Raw genomic sequence first — 20,269 nt, forward strand, 5'->3', positions numbered from 1 at the left:
GTTTCTCAGTTGGGCGGCACCAGCCCATCCTTGCCGATCAGCACGGAGGCGGCGGTGATGGTGCCGGCTTCGGCACGGCGCCCGTTGACGACAACCTGGCCACCCGCCACCAGCAGCGCGCGGTCGCCGGGAACGAAGGTGACGACGGGCGCGTCTTCCGGCACCAAGATGCGCTTCTCGCCGTCCGGGTACTTCACCGTCAGCACCACGTCCTCGCCCTTGCCGACATTGCCCACCGTGCCATTGGTCATGGTGGCGACGGTGCCGTTGGTCATGGTGCTTTCCGGCCCCAGGTCCCAGGGAAAGTGGCCGGCGGCGGTGCCGCGCGCGGCGGGCGGGAAGATGGTGACCTGCAGCGCGCGCAGCGTGCCGTCCGGCTGCGCCACGGCGGCGGAGCCGATGTAGCTGTCGGCCGTGATGTCGCTGAGCTTGGCCGCCAGCATCTGATTGACGCGCAGGTTGGCGGGCAGGCCGACCGTCACCTTCTCGCCCGTGCGGGTGGTCATCGCCATGCTGTCGGCGGACACGCTGTCGATCACGCCGCGCAGCCGCACCGGGCGGTCATTGGGCGCGGGGGTGGCAGGGGCCTGGGCTGAGGCGAGCGCCGGCAGCAGCGCGAGGGCGCTGGCCACGGCGAGAAGGGAGCGTCGGTTCATGGCGTTTCCTTGCAGGCCGCACCGGATTGGCGGCGTTACGGAGGATGGCGCGTTTCCGCGCCGCCGTAAGCCTCGCCATGCATGACAAAAGCGTATGGATTCACATCATCGGCGCGTAGCGGGCCACTTCCGCGAAGATGTCGCGCACGGCATCGGCCACGGTCTGGTTCAGCGCCTCGTGGCGGGACACGGCCTCGATGCGCGGCTGGGCGCGTTCCAGCTCGGCCGGTGCCAGCATCAGGGGGAACAGGCCGGCGGCGCGGGACAGGCCGATCAGCAGCGCATCGCGCGCCTCGGGCTCGCCATCCTCGAAGATCACGGCCATCAGCCGGGCCTTGACCTCGCGTTCCTCCTTGTCCGAGATCACCGGGTAGCGGCGCTCGGAAAACAGCCACAGGAAGCGCCCTTCCTCGGCCTTCAGGATGCCGCGTTGCACCAGCCGGTCGAAAAAGGCGGTCCGGTATTGCTCGGCATCCTGCGCCAGGGTCTCGATCCACCAGCGGCTGTCCTGCGGCTCCGGCTCGGCCTGGATGCGGGTCAGAACGCCGTCCAGGACGGTGTCGCCCGTGGGGGCGGGGCTTTTCACGCGCAGGCGCGGGGGGTCCGTGTCGATCCGCTCTTCCAACGCCAGTTCGGCCAGCATGGCGCCGACCAGGGCATAGTCGCCCGCCGGCGCGGCACGGTCGGTCAGGCGCCCGGTCTCGTCGTCCAGCATCAGGAGGAGCAGTTCCTCCGGCATGGTCAGCGGCATGGTGGCCTCCCTCGGCGCTTCTGCCCCAGCCAACGCCAGGGCGCCGCGCCGGGTTGCCGAGCGCCAGCTAGGCGGTGGCCGATGCCGCCACGAAGGCCGCCAGCCCGTCCTCCACGACCGCCCGCGGCAGGTCGCGCAGGATGAAAACGATGCGCGACCGGCGTGGCTCGCCGTCCGGCCAGCCGGCCAGCAGCACCGGCGCATGCCACACATGCTGCACGCCATGGATCGCCACCGGCCGGTCCTGACCCTGCAGGTCCAGGATGCCCTTGACCCGCAGCAGCGACTCGCCCCGCGTGGCAGTCAGCATCTCCAGCCAGGTCGCCAGCCCCTGCCAGGGCAGGGGCGTGTCAAAGCTGAGGGAAAAGGCGTGGATGCCGGCGTCGTGGCGGTTGCGGTCGTGATGGTGGTGGTGCCCGTGGTGGTCCCAGGCGGCTTCGTCCAGCCAGCCGCGCACGGCCTGGCCCTGGTCGGCCGGGTCGAAGCGGCGCTGGCCGAGCAGGGCTTCCGGCGATGCGGCGCCGTCGCGCACGGGAACGGGCACAATGCCGGGATTGATGCCGCGCAGGCGGGCGAGCAGGGCCTGCATGGCCGTGTCGTCCACCAGGTCGGGCTTGCTGACCAGCAGCCGGTCGGCCACCGCCACCTGCCGCACCGCCTCGGGCTGGCGGTTCAGCGTGTTCAAGCCGTTGGCGGCATCCACCAGCGTCACCACCCCGGCCAGGGCGAAGTGCCGCTGGGTGGCGGGGTCGGCCAGCAGGGTCTGCAGAATGGGAACGGGGTCGGCGAGGCCGGTGGTTTCCAGCACCACGCGGTCCACCGCCTGCCCCGCGGCCATGCGCTCGGCCAGCCGCGCCAGGGCGGCGGACAGGTCGCCACGAATGGTGCAGCACAGGCAGCCGGCCTGCAGCAGCACCGCATCGTCCTCCAGCGCCTCCACCAGCAGGTGGTCCAGGCCGACATCGCCGAACTCGTTGATCAGCACCGCGGTGCGCGCCATCTCCGGCGCCCGCAGCAGCGTGTTGAGCAGCGTGGTCTTGCCGGCGCCCAGAAAGCCGGTCAGCACCGTGATGGGGACCAGGGTGTCAGTGGCCATGGGCGTGGCCGTAAAGCTGTGCCGGGTCAACCTCGGGCGCCGCGATGGCGGCCAGCCCGCCATCGCGCAGAGCCCGGAAGAAGCAGGAACGGCGGCCGGTGTGGCAGGCCACGCCGTCCTGCCGCACCAAGGCCAGCACGGTGTCGCCATCGCAATCCAGGCGCAGGTCCACCAGATGCTGGAACTGGCCGGAGGTCTCGCCCTTGCGCCACAGGGCATTGCGGCTGCGGCTGAAATACACCACGCGCCCGGTGGCGAGGGTTTCGTCCAGCGCTTCGGCATTGGCCCAGGCCATCATCAGCACCTCGCCCGTGTCATGCGCCTGGGCGATCACGGGCACCAGCCCATTGGCATCGAAGCGCGTGGCGGCGATGAAGCGGGCGCGCAGGGCAGGGTCGGCGATGGTGGTGCTAGACATGGGCGTTATTATATAACAGGTGGACCGGCAGGAGAATGGCCATGGACGGACAGGAGATCGAGAGCACGCTGCCGGCCCCGCTGCGGCAGGCGCTGGATGACGCCGACGCACGCTGCGCCCGTGCCGGCGCGCAGCTCACCCCGCTGCGGCGGCAGGTGCTGGGCCTGGTGCTGGAAGCCGAGCAGCCGCTGGGTGCCTATGCGTTGCTGGACCGCCTCAAGGCCAGCCGCCCGGGCGCCGCGCCGCCCACGGTCTACCGCGCGCTGGACTTCCTGCTGGAGCAGGGGCTGATCCACAAGGTGGAGCGGCTGAATGCCTTTGTCGGCTGCGTGGAAGGCGGGCACGGGCACGAGGGCCACGGGCACGACCACCCGCACCAGTTCCTGATCTGCCGCGACTGCGGCTTGACGGTGGAGATCACCGACCATGGCGTGGCGCAGGCGGTGACGGCCGCCGCGTCCAGGTCCGGCTTCACGGTGCCGCAGGCGACGGTGGAGATTGAGGGCCGCTGCGCCACCTGCACGGCGGCGGCGGCCTGAGGCCACCGCCGCCGGCACGGTTCACTCCGCGGCGGCGGCGGGCGCCTTGCGGCTGTTGGTCCGCAAACGGAACAGCAGGAGCGAACGGCCGGTCACCGTGTAGCTTTCGCCGATCGGGAAGGCCGGTTCTTCGTCTTCCTCCTCGCCCACCACATTGGTGTCCAGCAGCCGCACCCATTCGCGTCCGTCGGCGCTGTCGGGCAGCACGAACTCCACCGCCTCGTCATGCGCGTTGAGGATCATCAGCAGCGTCTCGTCGCGCGCCGCGACCTTGATGCCGCTTTCCTGCGCCCGGCCGTCCAGCATGCGGGCCAGACACTTGGTGCTGGGGTTCTGCCAGTCTTCCGCCGTCATCTCCTCGCCCGACGGGTTCCACCAGGACAGCGCCTTGGTGCCACTGGCCTCGTGATGGTCGCCGGACAGGAAGCGGCCGCGGCGCAGCACGGGAAAGCGTTCCCGCAACCGGGCCAGCCGCTGCACGAAGTTGACGAGGTGCTCGCCCTTCTCGCCCCAGTTCCAGTCCAGCCAGGAAATCTCGTTGTCCTGGCAATAGGCATTGTTGTTGCCGCCCTGGGTGCGGCCGAACTCGTCGCCCGCCAGCAGCATGGGTGTGCCCTGCGACAGGTACAGGGTGGCGATCATGTTGCGGATCTGCCGCTCGCGCACCGCGTTGATCGCGGGGTCGTCGGTCGGGCCTTCGACGCCGTAGTTGAAGGAGCGGTTATGCGAATGGCCGTCGCGGTTCTCCTCGCCATTCGCCTCGTTGTGCTTCTCGTTGTAGGTGACGAGGTCGTTGACGGTGAAGCCGTCATGCGCGGCCAGGAAATTGACCGTCGCCCAGGGCTTGCGGCCATGATGGTCGAACAGGTCGGCCGAGCCGGACAGCCGCTTGCCCAGGTCGGCGGCGCTGCCTTCCTCGCCCACCCAGAAGCCACGCACGGTGTCGCGGTACTTGTCGTTCCATTCGGCCCAGCCGGGCGCGAAGTTGCCGACCTGATAGCCGCCCGGGCCGATGTCCCAGGGCTCAGCGATCAGCTTCACGTCCGCCAGCAGCGGGTCCTGGTTGCAGGCCTTGAGGAAGGCGGACTGGTCGTCGAAGCCATGCGGCTCGCGCGCCAGGATGGTGCCGAGGTCGAAGCGGAAGCCATCGACATGCATCTCGTTGACCCAGTAGCGCAGGCTGTCCGTCACCATCTGCAGCACGCGCGGGTGCGACAGGTTGACGGTGTTCCCGGTGCCGGTGTCGTTGATGTAGTAGCGCGGCTGGTCGGGCAGCAGACGGTAGTAGCTGGCGTTGTCGATGCCCTTGAAGGACAGCGTGGCGCCGCGCTCGTTGCCCTCGGCCGTGTGGTTGTAGACCACGTCCATGATCACTTCGAGGCCGGCGTCGTGCAGCCGCGCCACCATCTCCTTGAACTCGGAGAAGGCGAAGTCCGGCGTGCGGGCGTAGCGCCGCGCCGGCGAGAAGAAGCCCAGGCTGTTGTAGCCCCAGTAGTTCACCATGCCCTTGTCGAGCAGGTAGTCGTCGTTCAGGAAGAAGTGGATCGGCAGCAGCTCGACCGACGTCACGCCCAGCGACTTGATGTGCTGGATGACCTCGCGGTTGCCCAGGCCCGCATAGGTGCCGCGCTGGTCCTCGGGCACCAGCGGGTGGCGCTTGGTGATGCCCTTGACGTGGGTCTCGTAGAACACCGTGCGCTCCCAGGGGATGCGCGGGCGGCGGTCGTTGCCCCAGGTGAAGGCGGGGTCGACCACGCGGCACTTCGGCATGAACTGGGCGCTGTCGCGCTCGTCAAAGGACAGGTCGTTGTCCGGATGGCCGATGGTGTAGCCGAACAGCGCGTGGTCCCACTTGAGGTCGCCCACATGGCTCAGCGTGTAGGGGTCCAGCAGCAGCTTGTTCGGGTTGAAGCGGTGGCCGGCATCCGGCTCGTAGGGGCCATGGACGCGATAGGCGTAGACCGTGCCCGGCCGCGCGTCCGGCAGAAAGCCGTGGAACACCTCGTTGGTGTATTCCGGCAGCTCGATCCGCTCCAGCTCCGTTTCGCCTGTGTTGTCGAACAGGCACAGCTCCACCTTGGTCGCGTTGGCGGAAAACAGCGCGAAGTTGACGCCAAGGCCGGTCCAGGTGGCGCCCAGGGGGTTGGGCCGCCCCTGCATGATGCGGGACTGGTTGATCGAAGGGGGCACGGAGGAATCCCTGGTTACACTGAGTTCCCTAGAAGTGTGCCGCACCGTGCGGAGTTGCGGGTCCCGTCGGTGAAATCGCCGGACGGCGGGGCCGGACGCGGGCGATGCCGGCCCCGCCGGGTCAGGCCAGCCGCGCCATGCCGGCTTCCAGGTCCGCGATCAGGTCGGCGGTATCCTCCAGCCCGATATGGAAGCGAACGGCCGGGCCGCCCAGGGCCTCGGCGCTGGTGGCGGTGCGGGTCACGAAGCCGGTGGTGGCGAGCGCCAGGCTCTCGAACCCGCCCCAGGACGCGCCGATGCCGAAGAGCTTCAGTCCGTCCACCAGCGCGTCCGCCTGTGCCCGGGTGTAGCGTGGCTGGAAGACAACCCCGAACAGCGAGCAGGCGCCGGTGAAGTCCCGCTTGAACAGCGCGTGCTGCGGGTGGCTGGGCAGGGCGGGGTGCAGCACGCGCAGCACTTCGGGCCGGCTTTCGAACCAGCGGGCCACCTCCAGCCCGGCGGCTTCCTGGTGCTTCAGCCGCACCGCCATGGTGCGCAGCCCGCGCAGCGCCAGCCAGCAGTCGTCCGGGCTGGCGTAGTGGCCCATGAAGCGCCCGGCGGAGGCGACGGTCGTCCAGTCCTCCTCGGTGTTCACCACCACGCTGCCGAGCAGCACGTCGGAATGGCCACCCACGTACTTGGTCAGTGCCTGGATGGAAACGTCCACGCCGTGCTTGAAGGGCTGGAAGTGGTGGATGCCCCAGGTGTTGTCCATCAGCACCTTGGCGCCCTGGGCATGGGCGACGGCGGCCAGCGCCGGGATGTCCTGCAGCTCGAAGGTGTGGCTGCCCGGGCTTTCGGTATACAGCACCCGGGTGTTGGGCCGCATCAGGCTCCGCAGCCCCTCCGCGTCGATCGTGGGGTCGTAGTAGGTGGTCTCGATGCCCCAGCCGGCCAGCAGGCCGTCGCACAGGCGGCGCGTCGGGCCGTAGGCGCTGTCGGGCACCAGGCAATGGTCGCCGGCCTTCAGGTAGGCCATCAGCGGCACCGCGCAGGCGGCAAGGCCGGTGCCGACGATCAGGCAGCGCGTGCCGCCCTCGACCTCGGCGATGGCATCTTCCAGCGCGAAATGCGTGGGGCCGCCGGAGGTGCCGTAGGTCAGCGCGTGCTTGTCCAGCCCCGCCGCGCCGAGGGTCTGCCGCGCTTCGCTGGACGGGTAGAGCACGGTGGAGCCGCGATGCACGCCGCCGTTGACGAAACCGTGGCTGCGGATGCCCGGCCGGCTGACATGCGTGACCCGGGTGGCGAAGCTATGATGCTCGTCGCTCATGGGGCGGAGCCTTCCTTGGCGGTATCGGGCCGCGCGGCCCATTCGGTCCAGGAGCCGTCGTAGACGGCGGGTTCGGGCAGCCCCGCATGCACCATGCCCAGCGCCACCACGCAGGCGGTGACGCCGGTGCCGCAGGAGGCGATCACCGGCGTGCTGCCGTCGATGCCCGCGCGCCCGAAGATGCCGCGCAGCGTTTCGGGCGGCAGCATGGTCTGGTCCGGCGCCAGCAGGGCGCCGGCCGGTACGCTGCAGGCGCCCGGCATGTGGCCGGACGGCAGGCCGGGCCGCGGCTCCGGGCTCGATCCGTCGAACCGCCCGGTGGGGCGGGCATCGACGATCTGCGCGCCGCCTTCCGCCACCACCCGCTTGACGTCGCCGATGCCCGCCAGGCGGCGGGACACGAAGTCCGCCCAGAAGGTGGCCGGGCGCGGCGCGGGCGCGGGGCCGCTGTCCACCGTGCCACCCTCGGCCCGCCATTTCGGCAGGCCGCCATCCAGCACCGCCACCTTCTCATGCCCGAACAGCCGCAGCAGCCACCAGCCGCGCGCCGCCGAGAACAGGCCCTTCTGGTCGTAGAACACCACCCGCGCATCCTGGTCGACGCCGAGCTGCCCCAGCAGCTTGGCGGCACGGCCGGGGGAGGGCGCCATGTGCGGCAGGTCGGTTTCGGGGTCCGCCACCTCGTTGATGTCGAAAAAGCGGGCGCCGGGGATATGCGCCTGCTCGAACAGCGCCGGGCCGTCCTTGCCCTCGGGCGGCAGGTAGTAGGTGGCGTCGAACAGCACGATGTCCGGCTTGCCCAGCTCGCCCTTCAGCCAATCGGCCGAAACCAGCTCGCGCATGTCGCTCAATCCTCCAGCACCAGGTAGACCCGGCGGTTCTGCTTGCCCTTGCTTTCGAGCTTGGTGACGGTGACGGTGCCGATCTCCCCCGTGGCGCGCACATGCGTGCCGCCGCAGGGCTGCAGGTCCACGGTGCCGTCCGCCGTGCCGATCCGCACCAGCCGCACCGTGCCGGTGCCGCGCGGCGGCTGCACGGACAGGGTGCGGACCAGGCCGGGGTTGCTGTCCAGCTCGCTTTCATCCACCTGCATGTCGCTGACGGGGTGGTTCGCCGCGACCAGCGCGCGCAGCCCTTCCGTCAGGGATTCCTTGGTGGGCGGCTCCGGCAGGTTGAAGTCGAGGCGCGAGCGCTCGGCGCCGATCTGCCCGCCGGTGACGCCCGCGCCGGGGATCAGGCTGCACAGCAGGTGCAGCGCGGTGTGCATGCGCATCAGCCGGTGGCGGCGCGGCCAGTCCAGCGCCAGCCGCACGCGGGTGCCGGCGGGGGGCAGCGCGGCGCCCTCGGCCGGGGCGTGCAGCACGGCGCCGTCCTCGCCCTTCAGCGCCTCGGCCACCGCCATCTCGCCGCCGTCCCAGGACAGGGTGCCGGCATCGCCGGGCTGGCCGCCGGCGCGGGCGTAGAACAGGGTGCGGTCCAGCACCACGCCCTCGGGCGCGGCGGAGACGACCGTCGCCTCGGCTTCGCGGGCATAGGGGTCGGCGCGGTACAGCAGCTCGGTGCTCATGCGGTCCATTCCTGCCGCAGCCGGGCGCAGTGCAACTGCAGCCACAGCATGCAGATGGCGGCGCTGGCGTTGCGGATCTCGTTGCGCGCCATCATCGCGAAGGCCTCGTCGGCATCCACCACGACCACGCGGGTTTCCTCGTTCTCATGGGCCAGGCCCAGCGTCTCGCCCTCGCCGGGCTCCGGCAGGCGCACACGGCCGGCGTAGAAGTGCAGCCGCTCGTCACAGCCGCCATGCATCAGCAGGAAGTCGCCGATGCGCTCCATCCGGTCCGGCGTCAGCCCGGCTTCCTCCTCGACCTCGCGGATGCCGCATTCGCCCGGGTCCTCGCCCGGCTCCAGCAGGCCGGCGGGGCATTCGCGGGAGATGGGGTCGTCGCCCGCCGCCAGGGCCGGCAGGCGGAACTGCTCCACAAAGGCGATGCGGTGCGTCCACGGGTCGTAGGGCAGCACCACCACCGCCTGGCCGCGCCGCCACAACTCCCAGGTCAGGGTGCCGGACAGGCTGCCGTCGAAGCGGCGGTGGCGGAACTTCACGATCTGCAGGGGGAAGCGGCCTTCCCAGGCCAGCTCGTCGCTTTCCGGGAGGTAGAGCGGATGGGCCGGCACCACCGGGGCCTTGGCCGGTCTGGCTTTCATGAGAAGCAAACCGTAGTCTTGTTCCGAAACGTCCAAACCATGCAGCCAGCCATCCTTTCCATCTCCCCACCCGCCGAATCGGACGTGGCCGAGGCGCGGCGCCGCGCGCAGGCCGCGCGCCGCCGTGCCATTCTCTGCGTTCTGGGCGCCGCCGCAACCTTCGCCGTGGCGGCGGCGGCCGTGAAAGGCCTGAACGGCAGCGTGCCGGTCATGCAGGTGATCCTGTTCCGCAACCTGCTGGCCATCCCGGTGTTGCTGGTATTGTCCATGGCGGGCGCGCGCCGCAGCGGCGTGCGGCTCGCCACGCTGCTGGCCACGCGGCAGCCGTGGTCGCACGTGCAGCGCATCATCTATGGGCTGATGGGCATGTTCGGCAGCTTCTACGGCTACATGCACCTGCCCATCGCCACCGTCACCGCACTGGGCTTCACCATGCCGTTCTTTCTCGCCGCGCTGTCCGTGCCGCTGCTGGGCGAGCGGCTGGACCGCGGGCGGCTGCTAGCCATGGTTGCGGGCTTCGCCGGCGTGATGATCATGCTGCGGCCCTGGGAAGGGGTGGGCGAAACCGGCCTGCCGCTGCTGCCCGCCGCCGTGGTGCTGCTGGGCTCGGTCGGCTGGGCCATGGCGATGATCACCATCCGCCGCATGGGCGACAGCGGTGAGTCCGGCACCACCATCGTGCTGTGGTTCGCCTTTGGCGCCGCGCTGGTGGGCGCCGTGGCGGCGGTGCCGGGGTGGATGTGGCCGGCGCCCTGGCAATGGGCGCTGCTGCTGGCGGTGGGCGTGGTGTCGGCCTTCGCGCAGCTGCTGATGACGGCGGCCTATCGCGGCGGCGAAACCACGCTGATCGCGCCGTTCGAGTATTCCGCCATCATCTGGACCACCGGCCTCGGCGTGCTGCTGTGGAGCGAATGGCCGGATCGCTGGAGCCTGCTGGGCTTCATCGTGCTGGTCGCCGCCGGGCTTGGCATGTGGTGGCACAACACCCGGCGGGACGCGACGGCCTAGGCATCCTGCGGCAGCGCCCGCAACCCCGGCACGGGCGAGGCCAGGATGACAACGAACTGCGCGGCGAACAGCAGGGCGGACAGCGCCAGCGCCGCCTCGGCCCCGCCGGCGCCGGCCAGCAGCGCGCCCAGCGCGGCGCCCAGCGGCCGGGCGCCGAAGGTCGCCGTCATCACCACCGCCGAAACGCGGCCCAGCATGCGCTGCGGCGTCACGGCCTGGCGCAGCGTGGTGGTGGCGATGGTCCAAAGCACCGGCCCGGCGCCGAACAGAAACAGACCCAGGCCCGCCAGCGCCGGCTGCGGCGCGGCCACGGTCAGGAGCACCAGCAGCGCCGCCACCAGCGCGCAAGCCGGCCCCACCACCACCAGGCGCCCGAAGGGCATTGCCGCCAGAAGGCGCGGCGCCGCCAGCGCGCCCGCCACCATGCCGGCACCATACAGCCCCAGGGTCATGCCCACGGCCGCCGCGTCGAGCGCCAGCCGCTGCACCGCATAGGCGACGTATACGGCCTGCAGCACAAACCAGGCGGTGTTGAACAGCACCGCCGTCAGCAGGACCGGCCGCAGCAGAGGATGCGCCAGCACGAAGCCGGCACCTTCGCGGATCTCGGCCCACACCCGGCGGGGCGGGGCGGCGGGCGGCGCGGTGTCCGGCAGCCCGGAAAGCGCCGTCGCGGCCAGCAGCGACAGCGCCAATGCCAGCGCAAAGGCCGGGGGCGCCCCCAGCCAGCCGACCAGGGTGCCCCCCAGCGCGGGCCCCGCGGCAAAGGCGATGCTGCGGGCCAGCTCCAGCACGCGGTTGGCGGCGGCCAGGTGCGGGCGGGGCACCAGCGCCGGCACCAGCGCGGGCGCGGCGACGGAATAGGCCACCGTGCCGACCGCCCCCAGCCCGCCCAGCACCGCCAGGGCCGTCAGGTTCAGCGCGCCGGCCAGCAACAGCGCCAGGATCATCGCCAGCGAGGCCGCGCGCAGCAGTTCCGCCCCCGTCATCAGCCGGCGGCGGGACGTTCGGTCCGCCAGCACGCCGGCCGGGATGGACAGCAGCAGGAAGGGCAGGGTTTGCGCGGTTTGCAGCCAGCCGGCTTCCGCCGGGCCGGCGCCCAGCAGCAGCACGGCGGCCAGCGGCGCGGCAGCCAGGGCCAGTTGCTCGGAACACTGCGCCAGCAGGTTGGACCAGCCAAGGCGGCGAAAGGCGGGGGGCAGGGGCATCGGGGCATCCGCTGGGGTGATGCCGCAACCTCGCCGTGCTCGCGCCCGGCCGCACTCCGGAACCTCGCCGGCAATTCAGCTTTCGCGCGGGTCGCCGCCGTCGAAGCGCTTGCCGAACCAGAAGCGGGTATGACCCGCCGGCCGCCCGGCCAGCGTGCCGAGCGGCGTGAAGCCGTGGCGGCGATAGAACGCCGGCGCCTGGAACGAACTGGTGTAGAGATGCACCCCCACGGCGCCGCGCTTGCGGGCTTCCGCTTCCGCCTGCGCCAGCATGGCGCTGCCGACGCCCTGGCCGCGCAGCGCCTCGCTGACCCAGAACTTTTCCACGAACAGCCAGTCCAGCACCACCTCGGCCACCAGCCCGGCCAGCAGCGCACCGTCCGGCCCGTGGTGCAGCAGCACCAGTGGCTGATGCACCGGCGCGGCGCCCAGGGCCTGGGTGCGGTGGCGGGACAGGTTCTCGCCCACCGCGCGGGCATCGGGGCCGTCGCGGTCCTCGGTCAGTTGGAAGTACACGGCGTGTCCTATGGCTTGAAGGAAAGCAGGGCCTCGGTCACCGCCCGGGCCTCGTCGGCCGCCAGGCCGCGCGGCGCGCCTTCCACCACGCCCAGCCCCTGCACGAAGGTGCTGGCGAAGGCGGTGCGGTTGCCCAGGCACGGTTCCAGGAGCGGCAGCCCCCGGCGCAGCAATTCGTGCGCGATGTCTTCCCGCAGCCGGCCGTTGGACGGCACGCGGTTCAGCACCAGCACGGCGTGCTTCTTTTCCTCCGCCACCAGCGCCAGCGTGCCTTCCATCGCCCACAGGTCGGCGGGCGAGGGCTGCAGCGGCACCAGCACGAGGCTGGCGGCGCGGATGGCGATGCGCGCATCGGTGTCGGCATGCGGCGGGGTGTCCAGCACCACCGCGTCGTGGTCGCGCGCCATGCGCTCGATCGTCGCCGGCAGGCGCCAGCCGGATGGATCGGCGTAGTGCATCGGCTTGGCGCGCTCGCCAGCCTTCAGGCGTTCGGTCCACCAGCGGCCCAGCGTCTTCTGCGGGTCGGTGTCCAGCAGCGCCACGCGCCGGCCCTGGGCCGCGAGGGTGGTGGCCAGCGTGGCCGCCAGCGTCGACTTGCCGGCGCCACCCTTGCGCTGCGCCACCGTGACGATGAAGGCCATGGTTTCAGCTCCCGCTCGTTGCCTGATTGTGCGCAAACGCCACCCGGAAGGCCAGCGCCAGCGCGCAGCAGGCGAGCAACGCGCCCGCGATGCCCATGCCGGGCAGGCCGAAGGCGGCGATCGCCAGCCCCCCCGCCGCCGCGCCGCTGGCTTGGCCGAGGTAGATGCCGGCGGAGTTGGCCGCCAGCACCACCACCCGCGCATCCGGCGCCAGCGCCACCAGCCGGGCCTGCACCATGGGCATCATGGCGAACACACCGGTGGAGGATGCCAGCAGCGCCAGCGCCTGCGCCGGGATGGCCAGCCAGTGGCCGCGCAGCAGGCCCAACAGCAGGGCGGCCTGCAACGACTGCGCCAGCAGGATCGCCAGCGGCATCCACCGTGCGGCGCGAATGCCCTGCCGCTCGTAAAGCCGCGTGCCGATCGGCAGCCCCAGCATGGAGGCGACGCCCGACAGCGTCTGCATCAGCCCCACCTGCCACCCCGCCAGCCCGCTGACGGCGTTCACCGCCGGGCCGATAAAGGCCGAGGTGCAGAACGACGCACTGAAGGATAGGTAGGCCAGGCCCAGCATGGGCAGCACGCCGGGCCGGCGCAGCACGCGCAGGCTGCCGCCGGCGCGGCCCTCGCCGGGCACCTCCGGCAGCACCAGGCGGATGGCCAGGGCGCTGGCGCCGCACAGCACCGCCGTCAGCCCGAAGGCACCGTGCCAGCCGAGCAGCGAGCCCGCGACTGAGCCAAGCGGGATGCCCAGCAGAAAGGCCGCCGTGGTGCCGCCGATGACCAGCGCCAGGGCGCGCGCCCGCTGTTCCGGCGGCGCCAGCGTGGCGGCGGCGGCGGAAGCGGACGGCACGATCACCGCCGCCGCCACGCCGCACAGCACGCGCAGCGCCAGCAGCAGCGGAAAGGTGGGTGCCAGCACCATGCCGAGGTTCAGCAGCGCCATGGCCGCCAGTGCCGCCACCATCAGCCGCCGCCGCGGCACCCGCGCGCACAGCGCCGCCATCGGGATCGCGGAAAGCCCGAAGGCGAGGGCGAAGGCGGTGCCAAGCTGCCCGGCCTGGGACACCGGCACCTGCAAATCCTGCGCGATCTCGTTCAACAGCCCGGCATAAACGAAGGACTGGGTGGAGGTGGCGAAGGAGGCGGCGGCCAGGACCGGCACGCGGCCAAGGCCGCGGGGAGGGGAGGACATGGCAGCCGGCTCCAGCGATGCGCCCCGCAGCCATGCCCGCGCTTATGCTGCGGCGCAAGATGGCGCGTGCGGATGGACGCCGCCCTGCCGCCACCGCACAATCACCGGCCTTGAGATTGCAGGAGCACGCCATGAGCGTCGAAGACGTTTCCCCCCGCGCCGCCTGGGACGCCCTGCGCGCCGACCCGGATGCCATGCTGGTCGATGTGCGGACCGATGCCGAATGGAACTTCGTCGGCATCCCGGAGCTTTCGGAAGCCGGCAAGCAGGTGGTGCTGATCCCGTGGCAGGTCTACCCCTCCATGCAGGTCAACGGTGCCTTCACCGACCACCTTCGCAAGGCGGGCGCCACCGAGCAAAGCAAGCTCTACTTCCTGTGCCGGTCCGGCGTGCGCAGCATGGCGGCGGGCGAGGCGGCGCAGGCGGCGGGTTTTTCCCAGGCCTTCAACGTGGCCAACGGCTTCGAGGGGCCGCCGGATGCCGAGGGACATCGTGGCGAGGTGGCCGGCTGGAAGGCCGAGGGCCTGCCCTGGCGCCAGCGCTGAGGTGATCCGCGCGGCGCTGGCGGAAGACCTGGCACTGCTGCCTGCGGTGGAACGCTCGGCGGCGGCGTTGCTGCGCGGCACTCGCATGGACTGGGCGGCCGACGGCCCGACGCTGGCGCCCGCGCTGCTGGAGGAGGCGGCCGCCCACGGGTTGCTGTGGTGCGCCTGGCGGGCGGAGGCCGGCGTGGTCGGTTTTCTGCTCGCCAGCCTGCTGCAGGGCGACCTGTTCATCGAGGAGCTGTCGGTGGCCCTGCCGCACCAGCGGGCCGGCTTTGGCCGGGCGTTGCTGGGCCACGCCGTGCGGCAGGCGCGGGAACGCGGGCTGGCCGGCGTGTCGCTGACCACGGACCATGATCTCGGCTGGTGCGCGCCGTTCTACGCCGCCGCCGGGTTCATGGTGGTATCCGGCGACGCGCTGGGTCCGATCCTGCGGGAACGGCTGGCGCAGGAAGCGGCGCATGGCCACGACCCCGCCAGCCGGTGCGCCATGCGGCTGGCCTTCTAGTGCCGCGCGGCTTCCGCATTGGCCTTGCGCGTGGCGGCCGCCTTGCGCGCGCTGGCGGAACGCTCCTCCGCCGTGCGGCCGGCGGAAGCCGCACCGCCCTTGCGGCCACCCTTGTGCGCCGCGGCGTTGGAAGACGGATGGCCCCGGCCTGAGCCGGACTTCTCGCCGCCGCCGTCATCCTTGTTGACGGTGGCCCAGGCGCGGCGCTCGGCCTCGCCTTCCGGAATGCCACGGTTCTCGTAGCTTTCCTCGATATGCTCGGCCTTGCGCTTCTGCTTGTCGGTGTAGGCGGATTTGTCGCCGCGGGGCATGTCGGCCTCCTTCCGGTTGATCCGGAGGGAAAACACGCCGCGCGGCGACAGGTTCCTCAGCCGCAGGTCAGCGCATGCGGCGTGGGATCGTAGCCGGGCATGCCGGGCACGCCGTAGCCGGGGAAGGGCGTGTTCTCGGCATCGTCGGCCGCCGGCTTCACGCCGAACCACTTCTCGGACAGAGCGGCGACGGTGCCGTCGCGCTTCATGCATTCCAGCACGTTCTCCACCGCGTTGCGCAGCTCGACATTGTCCTTGCGGAAGGGCGCGGCCCAGTGGGCGCGGGTTTCCTTGATGACGAAGTCTGGCACCAGCATGGGCGTGCGCGTGGCGGCGTAGCGCACCACCGTGTTGCCACCGAGCGTCGCATAGGCGCGGTTCGCCACCACCGCCTGCACCGCGTCCGGCTGGCTGTCATAGGTCTGCACCGTGAAGCCGTACTTGGCCGCATTCGCCTGCGCCCAGGCGTCGTAGGCCGAGCCCTTGTTCACCGCGATGGCCTTGCCGCGCAGGTCGTCCATGCCGGTGATCGGCGCGGAGCCCTTGCGGATGCCGAACTGGAAGGCTGTGTAGAGGTAGCCCTCGGTGAACAGCAGGTTTTCCGCCCGCTCGGCCGTCACCGTCACGGGGGCGGCCAGGAAGTCGTAGCGGCCGGCGTTCAGCGCGGGCACGAGGCCGGAAAAGGAGGCGCTGTCGATGGTGATGGGGCGGCCCATGCGCTTGGCCACCTCGGTGAACAGGTCGACGTTGAAGCCCTGTACGCCGCCATCGAGCTTGGGAAAGGCGTGGGGGGCGAAGGTGCCGTCCACCGCCGAGCGCAGCGGCTGCTGGGCGAAGGCGGCGCCGGAAAAAGCCAGCGGAATGGCAAGCAGGCAGGCGAAGGCGGCGATACGCATCTGGTGTTCAACTCCCTGGTGGCCGCCGCCGCCCCGGGTGGGGCGGCGGCGACGGCGGCCGGTGATGGCCGCGATTGCCAGCAAGAAGCGTGCAACGCCGCGCCGGCGGCGTCACCCCATCATTCGGCGGCGAGCGCCGCGAACTCCGGGTAAAGTCCGAGCAACCCGGCTTCGGACGCATCGCAACGGCCGCGCTCGGTGATCAGCCCTGAGACCAGCCGCGCCGGCGTGACGTCGAAGGCCGGGTTGGCGCCGGCGCTGCCGGGGGCGGCGGTGCGGACCGTCACCACCTCGCCGGACGGCAGGCGGCCGGTGGTGTTGAGCACCTCGTCCGCTGCGCGCTCCTCGATCGGGATCTCGCGCAGGCCGTCGCGCACGCGCATGTCCAGCGTGGAATGCGGCAGGGCGACCCAGAAGGGCACGTCGTTGTCCCACGCCGCCAGGGCCTTCAGGTAGGTGCCGATCTTGTTGGCCACGTCGCCCTGGCGCGTCACCCGGTCGGTGCCGACCAAGACGATATCCACCTCGCCATGCTGCATCAGGTGGCCGCCGGCATTGTCGGCAATCACGGTGTGCGGCACGCCGTGGCGGCCCAGCTCCCAGGCCGTCAGGGCCGAGCCCTGGTTGCGCGGGCGTGTCTCGTCCACCCAGACATGCACCGGGATGCCGGCGTCATGCGCCTGGTAGATCACGGACAGCGCGGTGCCGTAATCCACAGTGGCGATCCAGCCGGTGTTGCAGTGGGTCAGGATGTTGACCGGCTTGCCCGGCTTGCGGGCAGCGATCGCCTGGATCAGCGGCAGGCCGTGCTGGCCGATGCTGCGGCAGGTTTCCACGTCGTCCTCGGCGATGGCGCCGGCGGCCTCGTAGGCCGCTTCGGCCCGCGCGGCCGCAGCCACCGGGCGCAGCGCCTTGAGCATGCGGTCCAGCGCCCAGCGCAGGTTGACAGCGGTCGGCCGCGTGTCGCCCAGCATGGCGGCCACGCGCTCCAGCGCGGCGTCCGAGGCATCGCGCCGCAGCGCCAGCGCCAGCCCGTAGGCGGCGACGGCGCCGATCAGCGGCGCGCCGCGCACCTGCATGGAGCGGATGGCGTGGGCCACCTCGTCCTCATGCGTCAGGCGCAGGATCTCCACCGTCCAGGGCAGGCGGGTCTGGTCCAGGATGCGCACGGACCAGCCGTCATCCTGGTCGACCCAGACACTGCGATAGGCGACACCGTCGATGTTCATGGGGCTTGGGGCTCCGTCCGGGAAAGCCGCGCAAGGCGCGGGCGGGGCGAGAGCACCGGATATAGGGTGTTTCGCGGCCCCCGGTCATGCGAAGGCCGGGGGTGTGGGATGCGCGTCAGATCCGCTGGTGCAGGGCGCAGACCAGGGTGAAGAGCCGCCGCGCCGTCTCGAAATCCAGCGCGATGCGGCCGGCCAGCCGCTCGGACAGCAACTCCGCCCCTTCGTTGTGCAGCCCGCGCCGGCCCATGTCGATCGCCTGCACCGCGCTGTCGTTCAGCCCGCCCCCGACCGCCTGTTCATGGCTTTCCACCACCATGTGGTAGTCCTTGATCAACCGGCGGAACGGGCCCAGCGCCAGCACCAGGGCGTGCAGCGAGGCATCGGCGGCGTCGCGGATGTCGAACACCAGCCGGCCTTCCCGCACGCACAGGTGCAGCCCGTAGGGCCCTGGGGGCAGGCCCTCGGGGTCGAAGCGGTTGGCGGCCAGGAGGTCCGTCACGGCCTGGGCACGGTCCGCCTCCGCATAAGGGCTCGGCAGCGCCGTGTTGTCCGGCAGCTCGATCCGCGCCAGCCGCTGGCTGTCAGCGATAGGCAGGCCGGAATCAGGCATCGGTGTCGGGCTTGGCCACCGCCGGCCGGGGTGGCGCGGGGTCCGGGTGTCGCGCGGCATCCCCCACGGGGCCGAGGCGGATCATCCAGCCCAGCACCGCGCCCTTCACCGGCCGCAGCATCAGGGTGCAGATGATGGCGAAGAGCGGCAGCCAGATCACCATGTGCAGCCACATCGGCGGCATCCAGGCCTTTTCCACCCAGAAGATGGGCGGGAGCAGCACATGGCCGGCGACGAAGATGACGATGTAGGGCGGCGCGTCATCGGCGCGGATCTGGGAAAAGTCGGTGCCGCAATGCGGGCAGCCAGGCGCGATGGTCAGAAAGCCGTTGAAGACCTTGCCCTGCGCGCAAACGGGGCAACGGTTCATCGCGCCACGGCCCAGCATGGTCATGAATGGGGGCAGGGCGGGGGGCGTGGCCGCCTTGCGGTCGGGTTGCCATTGGCGCAGCGGCGGGGTGTTCATGGGACTTCCTGGCGTGCGTTTCGGCGCGGGCGGGCCCCCGCATCGGGGCCTTCTGCTTGTGCAAAGCAGTATCCCGCTTTCCGTCCCGGCGGATCAAGGGTTGCGAAAGGGTAACCGGGCGGGAACGATAGGCAGATGGCCCGTCGCATCCTCGTCATCAACCCGAACTGCTCGCAAAGCTGCACTGACGGCATCGCGCAGTCACTGGGACATTTCGCCGCACCCGACCGCCCGCCCTTCGAGGTGGTGTCCCTGCCCGGCGGCCCGCCCGCCATCGCCACCTGGCGGGACTGGTTCTCGGTGGCCGAGCCGCTGGCCCGCATGGTGGAGGCCGAGCCGGCGCTGGCCTACATCATCGCCTGCGTGTCCGACCCCGCGATCGACCTGCTCCGCACGGTCACCGACCGGCCGGTGATCGGCCCCTTCCGGGCTGCGGTGGCCAGCGCGCTGGTGCGGGCCGACCGCTTCGGGGTGATCGCCTTTGTGGACGCCTCCAAGGCGCGGCAGCGCAAGGTGCTGCAGGCCATGGGCGCCGAGCCGCGGCTGGCCGCGAGCATCGCGCTCAACCTGCCCATGCAGGCCCTGACCGACCCCACCGCCGCGCGCGGCGCGTTGTGCGACACCGCGCGCGCCCTGGTGGCGGCGGGCAGCGAGGCGGTGATCCTCGGCTGCGCCGGCATGGCGGGGCACCGCGCGGCGGTGGAGGACGCCTGCGGCGTGCCGGTCATCGAGCCCTGCCAGGCCGCCGCCGCGCAGGCGCTGCTGGCGCTGGCCTAGGGCTCCGTCAGCTCCTGCTCCACCAGGCTGGCCCAGAAGGCGATGCCGGTGGGCAGGATGGCGTCGTTGAAGTTGTAGCGGGGGTGGTGGGCGCCAAAGGTTTCGCGCCCTTCCGCCGCCTGGCCCAGCCGGATGAAGCAGCCCGGCACGGTGTTGGCCATGTAGGAAAAGTCCTCGCCCCCCATGGTCGGCGGATGGTCGCGCACCAGCCGGTCCTCGCCCGCCAGCCGCAGCGCCGCCTGTTGCGCGCGTTCCACGGCGGAATCCGTGTTCACCACCGGCGGGTATCCGCGCTCGTAGATGATCTCCACCCGCGCGCCATGCGCCTGCGCGGTGGCGGTGATCACGGCGCGCAACTGCTGCTCGATGGTGTCGCGCGTTTCGGCCTTCAGGGTGCGGACGGTGCCGGTGATGGTGACATCCTCCGGGATCACGTTGCGCGCGGTGCCGCCATGCACGGTGCACAGCGAGACGACGGCGGAATCCAGCGGATCCGTGTGCCGCGCCACCACCGTCTGCGCCGCCACGATGATGTGCGCCGCCGCCACCACCGGGTCGATGCCCACATGCGGCCGCGCCGCGTGACCGCCCTTGCCGAAGACCTTGATGTCGATCTGGTCGGCCGCCGCGTTGGTCACGCCGCGGGTGATGGTGAACAGGCCTTCCGCCCCGCGCGAGTCGTTATGGATGCCGAACACGGCGTCGCAGGGGAAGCGGGTGAACAGCCCTTCCTCCACCATCACCCGGCCGCCGCCGCCATCCTCCTCGGCGGGCTGGAAGATGAAGTGCACGGTGCCGTCGAAATTCCGCGTTTCGGCGAGGTACTTGGCGGCGCCCAGCAGCATGGCGGTATGCCCGTCATGGCCGCAGGCGTGCATCTTGCCCGGCGTCTGGCTGGTATAGGGCAAGCCGGTGATCTCCTGAATCGGCAGGGCGTCCATGTCCGCCCGCAGGCCGATGCTGCGGCGGCTGTTGCCCTGCGCCGCGTTGCGGCCGCGCAGGGTACCGACCAGCCCCGTGCCCGCGATGCCGCGCGTCACCTCGATGCCCCAGGACGCCAGCTTGTCCGCCACCAGCTGGCTGGTGCGATGCTCCTGAAACGCCAGTTCGGGATGCGCGTGGATGTCGCGCCGCCACTCGCCCGCTTCAGCGGCGATGGCGGCGAGGCGGGGGTCTGTTTCGGTCGGCATGGGGCGGG

Annotated in this window: 24 protein-coding genes; 5 read left to right on the top strand and 19 right to left on the bottom strand. The window is 71.3% G+C overall.

The annotated features are described in order from the left end of the window. Positions 1-5 precede the first annotated feature (5 nt). The 4 genes from IAI59_RS09865 to hisI form a co-directional block, all read right to left on the bottom strand. Positions 6-656, bottom strand: a complete 651-nt coding sequence (locus IAI59_RS09865) for a hypothetical protein (RefSeq protein WP_207416366.1) — start codon at positions 654-656, stop codon at positions 6-8. Between the two features lie 100 nt (positions 657-756). Continuing rightward, positions 757-1,407 carry a GOLPH3/VPS74 family protein gene (locus IAI59_RS09870; RefSeq protein ID WP_207416367.1) on the bottom strand — a complete coding sequence of 217 codons (651 nt, stop codon included), beginning with the start codon at positions 1,405-1,407 and terminating at the stop codon, positions 757-759. A gap of 67 nt (positions 1,408-1,474) precedes the next feature. Beyond that, a complete protein-coding gene (locus IAI59_RS09875) occupies positions 1,475-2,503 on the bottom strand; it encodes a CobW family GTP-binding protein (protein ID WP_207416368.1) in 1,029 nt (342 codons plus the stop codon). Further along, positions 2,493-2,921, bottom strand: a complete 429-nt coding sequence (gene hisI, locus IAI59_RS09880; RefSeq protein WP_207416369.1) for a phosphoribosyl-AMP cyclohydrolase — start codon at positions 2,919-2,921, stop codon at positions 2,493-2,495. The genes IAI59_RS09875 and hisI overlap by 11 nt, the downstream gene beginning before the upstream one ends. A 35-nt stretch (positions 2,922-2,956) precedes the next feature. On the opposite strand from hisI, the gene IAI59_RS09885 reads away from it, so the two are divergent. After that, the gene (locus tag IAI59_RS09885) at positions 2,957-3,460 is read left to right on the top strand and encodes a Fur family transcriptional regulator (RefSeq protein ID WP_207416370.1); all 504 of its coding nucleotides are present in this window, start codon (positions 2,957-2,959) and stop codon (positions 3,458-3,460) included. A gap of 21 nt (positions 3,461-3,481) precedes the next feature. Here IAI59_RS09885 and glgX read toward each other — a convergent pair whose 3' ends face one another. From glgX to IAI59_RS09910, 5 genes are all read right to left on the bottom strand, one after another. Beyond that, positions 3,482-5,620: a glycogen debranching protein GlgX gene (glgX, locus tag IAI59_RS09890; protein ID WP_207416595.1), complete on the bottom strand. Its 2,139-nt coding sequence runs from the start codon at positions 5,618-5,620 to the stop codon at positions 3,482-3,484. A 151-nt stretch (positions 5,621-5,771) separates the two neighbouring features. After that, the gene (gene metC / locus IAI59_RS09895; protein ID WP_207416371.1) at positions 5,772-6,959 is read right to left on the bottom strand and encodes a cystathionine beta-lyase; all 1,188 of its coding nucleotides are present in this window, start codon (positions 6,957-6,959) and stop codon (positions 5,772-5,774) included. After that, a complete protein-coding gene (locus IAI59_RS09900) occupies positions 6,956-7,801 on the bottom strand; it encodes a sulfurtransferase (RefSeq protein WP_207416372.1) in 846 nt (281 codons plus the stop codon). Before IAI59_RS09900 ends, metC begins: the two co-directional genes overlap by 4 nt. 5 nt (positions 7,802-7,806) lie before the next feature. Beyond that, the gene (locus tag IAI59_RS09905; protein WP_419556470.1) at positions 7,807-8,526 is read right to left on the bottom strand and encodes an alanyl-tRNA editing protein; all 720 of its coding nucleotides are present in this window, start codon (positions 8,524-8,526) and stop codon (positions 7,807-7,809) included. Then, complete coding sequence (locus IAI59_RS09910) at positions 8,523-9,164, bottom strand: NUDIX domain-containing protein (protein ID WP_207416374.1); 642 nt, start codon at positions 9,162-9,164, stop codon at positions 8,523-8,525. Before IAI59_RS09910 ends, IAI59_RS09905 begins: the two co-directional genes overlap by 4 nt. Before the next feature lie 39 nt (positions 9,165-9,203). On the opposite strand from IAI59_RS09910, the gene IAI59_RS09915 reads away from it, so the two are divergent. Then, positions 9,204-10,172 carry a DMT family transporter gene (locus tag IAI59_RS09915; RefSeq protein ID WP_207416375.1) on the top strand — a complete coding sequence of 323 codons (969 nt, stop codon included), beginning with the start codon at positions 9,204-9,206 and terminating at the stop codon, positions 10,170-10,172. Here IAI59_RS09915 and IAI59_RS09920 read toward each other — a convergent pair. The 4 genes from IAI59_RS09920 to IAI59_RS09935 all read right to left on the bottom strand — a co-directional run bounded on the left by IAI59_RS09920 (position 10,169) and on the right by IAI59_RS09935 (position 13,732). After that, complete coding sequence (locus IAI59_RS09920) at positions 10,169-11,380, bottom strand: MFS transporter (RefSeq protein ID WP_207416376.1); 1,212 nt, start codon at positions 11,378-11,380, stop codon at positions 10,169-10,171. The two genes, IAI59_RS09915 and IAI59_RS09920, sit on opposite strands and share 4 nt — an antisense overlap. A 75-nt stretch (positions 11,381-11,455) precedes the next feature. Further along, positions 11,456-11,896 carry a GNAT family N-acetyltransferase gene (locus IAI59_RS09925; RefSeq protein ID WP_207416377.1) on the bottom strand — a complete coding sequence of 147 codons (441 nt, stop codon included), beginning with the start codon at positions 11,894-11,896 and terminating at the stop codon, positions 11,456-11,458. A gap of 8 nt (positions 11,897-11,904) precedes the next feature. Continuing rightward, positions 11,905-12,537, bottom strand: a complete 633-nt coding sequence (gene parA, locus IAI59_RS09930; RefSeq protein ID WP_207416378.1) for a ParA family partition ATPase — start codon at positions 12,535-12,537, stop codon at positions 11,905-11,907. Between the two features lie 4 nt (positions 12,538-12,541). Beyond that, entirely contained in the window at positions 12,542-13,732 is a 1,191-nt protein-coding gene (locus IAI59_RS09935; RefSeq protein ID WP_207416379.1) for an MFS transporter, read from the bottom strand. A 131-nt stretch (positions 13,733-13,863) separates the two neighbouring features. Here IAI59_RS09935 and IAI59_RS09940 point away from each other — a divergent pair, with 131 nt between their 5' ends. Beyond that, complete coding sequence (locus IAI59_RS09940; protein WP_207416380.1) at positions 13,864-14,277, top strand: rhodanese-like domain-containing protein; 414 nt, start codon at positions 13,864-13,866, stop codon at positions 14,275-14,277. 1 nt (position 14,278) lies between these two features. Next, positions 14,279-14,782 carry a GNAT family N-acetyltransferase gene (locus IAI59_RS09945; RefSeq protein WP_207416381.1) on the top strand — a complete coding sequence of 168 codons (504 nt, stop codon included), beginning with the start codon at positions 14,279-14,281 and terminating at the stop codon, positions 14,780-14,782. On the opposite strand, the gene IAI59_RS09950 is transcribed toward IAI59_RS09945, so the two are convergent. From IAI59_RS09950 to IAI59_RS09970, 5 genes are all read right to left on the bottom strand, one after another. Then, positions 14,779-15,093: a plasmid stabilization protein gene (locus tag IAI59_RS09950; RefSeq protein ID WP_207416382.1), complete on the bottom strand. Its 315-nt coding sequence runs from the start codon at positions 15,091-15,093 to the stop codon at positions 14,779-14,781. The genes IAI59_RS09945 and IAI59_RS09950 overlap by 4 nt on opposite strands. 56 nt (positions 15,094-15,149) lie before the next feature. Then, complete coding sequence (locus IAI59_RS09955) at positions 15,150-15,989, bottom strand: transporter substrate-binding domain-containing protein (RefSeq protein ID WP_207416383.1); 840 nt, start codon at positions 15,987-15,989, stop codon at positions 15,150-15,152. Between the two features lie 119 nt (positions 15,990-16,108). Continuing rightward, positions 16,109-17,218 (bottom strand): S-methyl-5-thioribose-1-phosphate isomerase, encoded by a 1,110-nt coding sequence (gene mtnA, locus IAI59_RS09960; protein ID WP_207416384.1) that lies wholly within the window; start codon positions 17,216-17,218, stop codon positions 16,109-16,111. Between the two features lie 115 nt (positions 17,219-17,333). Further along, complete coding sequence (locus IAI59_RS09965) at positions 17,334-17,828, bottom strand: UPF0262 family protein (RefSeq protein ID WP_207416385.1); 495 nt, start codon at positions 17,826-17,828, stop codon at positions 17,334-17,336. Continuing rightward, positions 17,821-18,294: a DUF983 domain-containing protein gene (locus IAI59_RS09970; protein ID WP_207416386.1), complete on the bottom strand. Its 474-nt coding sequence runs from the start codon at positions 18,292-18,294 to the stop codon at positions 17,821-17,823. Before IAI59_RS09970 ends, IAI59_RS09965 begins: the two co-directional genes overlap by 8 nt. A 135-nt stretch (positions 18,295-18,429) precedes the next feature. On the opposite strand from IAI59_RS09970, the gene IAI59_RS09975 reads away from it, so the two are divergent. Further along, a complete protein-coding gene (locus IAI59_RS09975) occupies positions 18,430-19,071 on the top strand; it encodes an aspartate/glutamate racemase family protein (protein ID WP_207416387.1) in 642 nt (213 codons plus the stop codon). On the opposite strand, the gene IAI59_RS09980 is transcribed toward IAI59_RS09975, so the two are convergent. Beyond that, positions 19,068-20,261, bottom strand: coding sequence for a M20 aminoacylase family protein (locus IAI59_RS09980; protein ID WP_207416388.1), 1,194 nt, complete (start codon positions 20,259-20,261; stop codon positions 19,068-19,070). The two genes, IAI59_RS09975 and IAI59_RS09980, sit on opposite strands and share 4 nt — an antisense overlap. Positions 20,262-20,269 lie beyond the last annotated feature (8 nt).

This window comes from Roseomonas haemaphysalidis (assembly GCF_017355405.1).
Classification (GTDB): domain Bacteria; phylum Pseudomonadota; class Alphaproteobacteria; order Acetobacterales; family Acetobacteraceae; genus Pseudoroseomonas; species Pseudoroseomonas haemaphysalidis.